Below are 6000 nucleotides of genomic sequence, written 5' to 3' on the forward strand. Positions count from 1 at the left end.
AATCAAAATGTAATCTTCCATTGTCCTGAATGTGAGTATGAACTCCGGAATATTGAAACAAGTAAGGGTTGATTGGTGTCAGGCAATGGAAATGTTTCGTTTTCCGCGCCTGACACCAATTTTGTTATCACTTGCTTTATTCTAATACCAGTATAGCTACTAACACTTCATAGCGATCAAACCTCATTTCAGTTAAAGAATATACTCTTGTCTCTTCAAAAAACCCCCTCATATAATAAAGATCATCTATCCTACATACAATGTGTTTTTCCTCTGGTCCCCTCTAAGGATTCATTATGTAATGTGACAGTGACACTCTTATTACCTCTAACTATCATAAAGCCAAAAAGCAATTCTCCTTTTCTTCTTTCAGGCTCGTCCAATAGAATCTCATTTGTTTAGGCATAGGCATTGTCCCAATGGCCCCGCAAGAAATTTAACTTATCAATATAAATTATCCTATTATGTATATTTTACCCATTTATTATAGTACCACTTTTCATTAAATGAAAAATCATTCCCCTTGTCCATAAAATAATTCCAATTTATAGGCCGGATTCTCACTCAAAAATCGATTATTTCCGTATGCTAATTTGAACAAAATTTTTAAAGGAGAGTGGAATAACATGGGTTTGATTCATGTCAAGAAAAAGGAGTTTGATAAGAAGGTCCATTGGCATCTTGAAAAGAAACATGAAAGCAGCTGTGATCATCATTCTGATGAAAGTAGCAGTAGCAGCAGTAGTAGCAGCAGTAGCAGCAGTAGCAGCAGTAGCAGCAGTAGCAGCAGTAGCAGCAGTAGTAGTAGCCACCCTTGGAATCCTCCTGGACATCAAGAACATTGTATAGAAGATGTTCTAAAAGCGATATTACATGCACAGAAGAAGGTCAAAAAGGAAAAAGAGTGCGATACTTCCTGCAAGGAATCCATTCAGCAATTATTAGGTGAGTCGAAGAAACCTAAGAAAAACACAATTCCTTTCATTCTTTATTGCGGTGATTGTGAACCTTTTAAAGCTACTGGAGTAACTACTTATTCAAGTTATTCGAAAAAGGAAAAGTTCGCTTGTATCACTTCATTCATATTCAGAATAAAGGCAATTGAAAATAATTGCGCCGTTCTTGAGCTTTTAAAAATCAAATCTGAAAAGGAGCACTCTTCAGATAGTAAAAATTGCAAATCTAAAGATGTTTGTTCTCCATGTTGTCAAATCGATGGTAAAGATGTAGACGATTTAGAAAAAACAGGGATTTGCATTACAGTTGACCTTTCCTGCTTCTGCGCTATTACATGCTTGCCTGCAGTTTGCTTAAAATAAATGAAAAAGTAGTTTAAGCCCAGTTAATTAACTGGGTTTAAACTACTTTATCTAAAAGGTAAACTTAAATTTAAGTGATGACCTTTTTGATAACTTCTATCCTCCAAAAGCATTTAGCACTTCCTCGATATCTTCTAAATTCAAGTCTTTGGACTCCTTTTGCAAATCACCTAATTGTGTGACATATGGAGAATGTTTTTTTGGGGAGGTGCCATATTGCAGCATTTTTTTTATTTCTGATAACTCCAATAATACTTCTTCAAGATTACCATTAGGCAATCTTGGATGAAGGTAACTATTTAGTGCAGATAAGACAAGATGGATAAGAGTATTGTTTTTCGCATGATATTCAATTTGGTCCTGAATTTTGGAAGAAACAATATGAGTGTCACCTGTTTTCACATCGATGAATTCATCAGGGAGAGTAATTGCTGTCTTATTGTGGTAATCAGTAAAAATTCTAGACATATCTATCACCTTCTAGCCTTTAATACTAGCAAAATCAACTTCACTCTCTTGATCCCTCTTTATTTGATTCATTTTTGCCAGGATCATTAATCCATTAACATTGAGTTTTTCCATATCTTCCGGGAAAAATAATTCAATCGGTCGACCTCTTTCGGTCCATCTGACAGCAGATTCTTGAATTTGCCTTTTGGCTAATTTTGCCGCTCCACCTACAGCAATATATCTAGTTGCACCTTTTATTTCATTTGATCTGCTTCTAACACGGTCGAAGTGTTCAAGGTATTTGACTGCCATTGATTTTAACTGAGGGATAATATACTTACTAATATCTTTTTTTACTCCTGCAAATGGTTCCACATACCACTCCGATTGGCCTGCGGCTAATTTTTCCTCCAGCTCTGAACGTGAATCGAATCTATAAAGTTCATATTTACTAACTTTTTGAATGATACCGTCCAGGAACTGATTAATCCCGAAAGGTTCTCCCTCTACAGACGCGACAGGTTTATTGTTCTTGATTCCAACGAAATCTACAGAATCTCCTCCAAGGTCACCAATTATTATTCCTTTACGTGTTTCTTTAATTAGTGCATCATCTTTAATCCCTAACGTATCGAGGTCTCGCGTCAAACCAAGGTAAGCGCACGCCCCTTCTGCACCAACGATTACATCTTTCACATGAAGTTTGACCACTAACTCTTTTGGCTCAGGCAATTGTGGTATCTTATGAAAAATAACTGTATGCGTACCAAGTAAACGTTGTTTAAATATGTCCTTCTTTTCCTTGTATTGAGTCGTTGGCAATGATACAGACAATTGATCTATATGATATTGAATGTCCGTTTCGTCAGGGTTTGATAAAACAGCATGATAAGCTGCAAGGCCAAATAACAGCACATAGGTACGATCCTCATCAACTTTCTGATTATTGAAAGCTGTTAAACTGACATCCCTTTGTTTCGCAGCAGCTTTCCCCATATAATATATTTCCCTTTTATCAGAAATTGCCTTGCTTTTTATTTCAACAATAAGATTTTCTTCCAAAACTACATCATCATCATCATATGGTTTTTCGAAAAACTCTTCATCAAAAAATGAAATGGCGTTTGGAATTTGATATTCGTTAACGATTCCTTTATCAGAAGCCAATGCCTTATACCAGCTGTTTCCTATGTCAACAGCAAGAAAATTATGTCTATTCATCGTATCTACCTCCTTTTGAATCTTATGCAAAGTAGGAGTTTCAATGTGCAAGTACCTAATTTTAAAAATATAAATTCTAATAATTTTTCCGCGTTTATACTGATTCATTTAACTATGCGAACTCTATTTGATTGCATACCATAAATAGAACCTTAAATTAAAAAGGAGGAAAATAAATGTGTGAAAATCATCATAATGATTGTATCGATTTTAATAAGACTGCCGGGTTAGGTGAATGTGATAGTGTTGAAGTCACTCCAGTCACTACACCCGCTGGTACAGTGACTCTAAGAGTACCTGTTACACTTGCAGAAAGAACAGTCACTACTAATCTTTCAGCTAATATTAATTTCCCAGACCCTGTTTTGGAAATTAAGGATATAAAAAAGCGGGTGAAAATTGTTCAATGTAGTTTATTGCTAGATCCAGTTGTTGGTACTCAAAACCCTTTTGACCTTTCACCAGGAACTTTAATTCTCAGAGGTTTTGTAAGAAAAAACATTCAATATGCAACACCTATTCGCGATTCTTCAGGCTCTTGTGTGTCTTCAAACCTAAAATCACTTACTGTAGATGTACCATTTGAATGTGTAACAACAATTCCACAAGATGAATTTCTTTCTCCACCACAACGTCCACAACTGAATTCACGTGCGGAATTTGACTTCTTCAGATCACAGAATTTAGGAATGGGCTTCCCTGAAAAGGACCATCTCCTATCAAGCGATCTTTCCCAGTTCCATCAATCGAGCACTGGCTTTTACAATCAATTTCCAACTTGTGAGATCATCTCACATAATATACTTGAATGGGATGAAGCGGTAGACCGTCAACCTCTGCCTGGAAATGCACCATTTGAAGAGGGAACTTTCCAACGTATCGTGGAAAAAATGATCTTACGTTTTACTATTAAAGTATTGCAAAATCAGCAAGTTAGAGTAACTGCTCTACCATAGTAATTTAGAAAAGGAATTCACTACAATTCCTAAATAAAAATAAATCTCGTCATTATCATGAATCCTCTGTTTAAAGAGATGGTAATGCCGAGATTTTCTTTGCAATAAAAAATAAAAATGCTCACATCAGATATATATTCATTTTTCTTAAAATTGGGAATCCAGAAAATATCTTATTGATTTCTTTTTGAGATTTTAAATTTCCCTTTACTTAAATGTCCATGGGCCAATACCCATACATAGTCATTTGTACCGCATACGATAAAACTATTCTGAGTCATCTAGGAGGAGAAAATATGTCTGAGAAAAAAAATAAAAAACATCATCATAAATGTGATGATCATTGCGAGTGTGAGTCGATTCATAACCACCATCCACATGTTTCCATTGGAAAACTTATTACAAAAGTACCCGTAGTTTTAGCAGAAGTTACATTGCAGGTGAATGTGGATACTATTATTACTTTTCCTGAGCTGGTATTAGAAATTAAAGATATCAAGAAGCGATTAAAAATCACTCAGTGCCGTCTTCTACTGCCGACAAATAAATTGTTTGTAAAAGGATTTGTACGTAAAAATATTCAATATGCAAGCCCGTGCAAAGATATATCAGAAAGCAATCCCACATCCGTGGCCTCAGATTTACATTCATTAACTGTGGATATTCCATTCCAGTGTGTAACTGAAATCAAAAAGTTTTTATCAAATCCAGTCATGCCTGAAACGAACGATCGTAGAGAATTTGATTTTTTCGTGTCAAAACCATTGCCATCAGGGTTTCCTGAAAAAGATGAACTGTTAACAAGTGACCTTTCCCAATTCCATCAGGAAAGCAAGCAATTTTACAATGAACTGCCATTCTGCGAATTGATTTCAAGCAAAATTATTGAGTGGGATGAAGCTATTGACAGAGAGCCTCTGCCTGTTTCTTCTCCATTAGATGAAGGGGTTTTTACAAAAATAGAAGAAAAAATGGTAGTAGATTTTACTTTGAAGGTTCTTCAAAATCAGCAAGTACGCATTTCTTCCACAACCAATGATCATGATTGGGACTCTGATTGTGATTGATTGATTGATTTCAGAAACAATGAAATGAATTAGGGGATATACTCTCTTTCGGGTATAATCCCCTTCCTAATTATTGGTGGAAAATCTTATTGAAGAAAGTTACAAGGAGGGGACAGGAACGGATCTTATTAAAGCGGTCCTTCCTTTACGAAATGAATAATGAGAGGAATGTTTTTCATGAAATGAATTATTTTCAAAGTAAAATGCCTGTCACGTACTACCAGGCACAGCAATATGCACTCCCACCAGGTAACAGTATAACAAATGATAGAATTAACAAAGGTGAAAATAATAGTTTTACAAATGGACCTTTTATACAGAATGAGATTCCTGAAGCCGAAAAAAAAGAACAGATCCCCAAAAATAATAACCCATACAAACCTAAGGCATCTCATCCTTTAATATTCACTCCCCCAAAGGTTCCTGACCGACAAATAAAGTATAAGCAAATTATGGATTATGAGGAATCAGAGGATTACCTATCAGATGAAACTGAAGAAATACATTCAAGTGAATTGGAAACCCAGTTCCTCATGCAATTATCAGAACAAGAAGGCAGCCAGACGAAAGAAATGGTGAAAATGAATCCTCCTTCCGATGAAGACAATACAGAAAAATATTCATCTGCAGATGGAATAGGTGAGGAAGAAAGCAAGGATCACCGTCATTCGATTACTATCCAAGATGAGTCTTCTTCCATTGAGAATGGTTCCATTCTCAATGAAGACTTAGTAAAACAATTCACTTCTATGCTGGAGGAATCTTCATCCTACTCTGATGAGTCTTCTTCTCGTGAAGAGTCCTCTTCCAGTTTTGCTGAGTCTTCTTCTCTTGAGGAATCCTCTACCGGTTTAGACGAGTCTTCTTCTCTTAAGGAGTCCTCTTCCAGTTTCGATGAGTCTTCTTCCCTTGAGGAATCTTCATCCCAGGCTGATGAGTCTTCTTCTCCTGAGGAATCTTCATCCCAAGCTGATGAGTCTTCTTCTC

The 6000-nt window shown here is 36.0% G+C and carries 7 protein-coding genes; 5 read left to right on the plus strand and 2 right to left on the minus strand.

Features of this window, described 5'->3' with window-relative positions:
- Nucleotides 1-639 precede the first annotated feature (639 nt).
- Entirely contained in the window at nt 640-849 is a 210-nt protein-coding gene (locus BMZ31_RS20745; protein ID WP_254778822.1) for a hypothetical protein, read from the plus strand.
- A gap of 17 nt (nt 850-866) precedes the next feature.
- On the plus strand, nt 867-1319 hold the full coding sequence (locus BMZ31_RS12505; RefSeq protein WP_368086652.1) for a CotY/CotZ family spore coat protein: 453 nt from the start codon (nt 867-869) through the stop codon (nt 1317-1319).
- Nucleotides 1320-1415: 96 nt separating this feature from the next.
- On the opposite strand, the gene BMZ31_RS12510 is transcribed toward BMZ31_RS12505, so the two are convergent.
- Together BMZ31_RS12510 and BMZ31_RS12515 are read right to left on the minus strand one after the other, a co-directional pair.
- Nucleotides 1416-1787 carry a hypothetical protein gene (locus BMZ31_RS12510; RefSeq protein ID WP_090832108.1) on the minus strand — a complete coding sequence of 124 codons (372 nt, stop codon included), beginning with the start codon at nt 1785-1787 and terminating at the stop codon, nt 1416-1418.
- Nucleotides 1788-1799: 12 nt separating this feature from the next.
- Entirely contained in the window at nt 1800-2990 is a 1191-nt protein-coding gene (locus BMZ31_RS12515) for a ParM/StbA family protein (protein ID WP_090832109.1), read from the minus strand.
- Nucleotides 2991-3166: 176 nt separating this feature from the next.
- Here BMZ31_RS12515 and BMZ31_RS12520 point away from each other — a divergent pair, with 176 nt between their 5' ends.
- The 3 genes from BMZ31_RS12520 to BMZ31_RS20375 form a co-directional block, all read left to right on the plus strand.
- Nucleotides 3167-3946, plus strand: a complete 780-nt coding sequence (locus tag BMZ31_RS12520; protein WP_090832110.1) for a CsxC family protein — start codon at nt 3167-3169, stop codon at nt 3944-3946.
- 296 nt (nt 3947-4242) lie between these two features.
- A complete protein-coding gene (locus BMZ31_RS12525; protein ID WP_090832111.1) occupies nt 4243-5013 on the plus strand; it encodes a CsxC family protein in 771 nt (256 codons plus the stop codon).
- A 182-nt stretch (nt 5014-5195) separates the two neighbouring features.
- A partial coding sequence (locus tag BMZ31_RS20375) for a hypothetical protein (protein ID WP_175478095.1) occupies nt 5196-6000 on the plus strand: 805 nt, incomplete at its 3' end.

Source organism: Bacillus sp. cl95, from assembly GCF_900115925.1.
Taxonomy (GTDB): Bacteria; Bacillota; Bacilli; order Bacillales; family Cytobacillaceae; genus Neobacillus_A.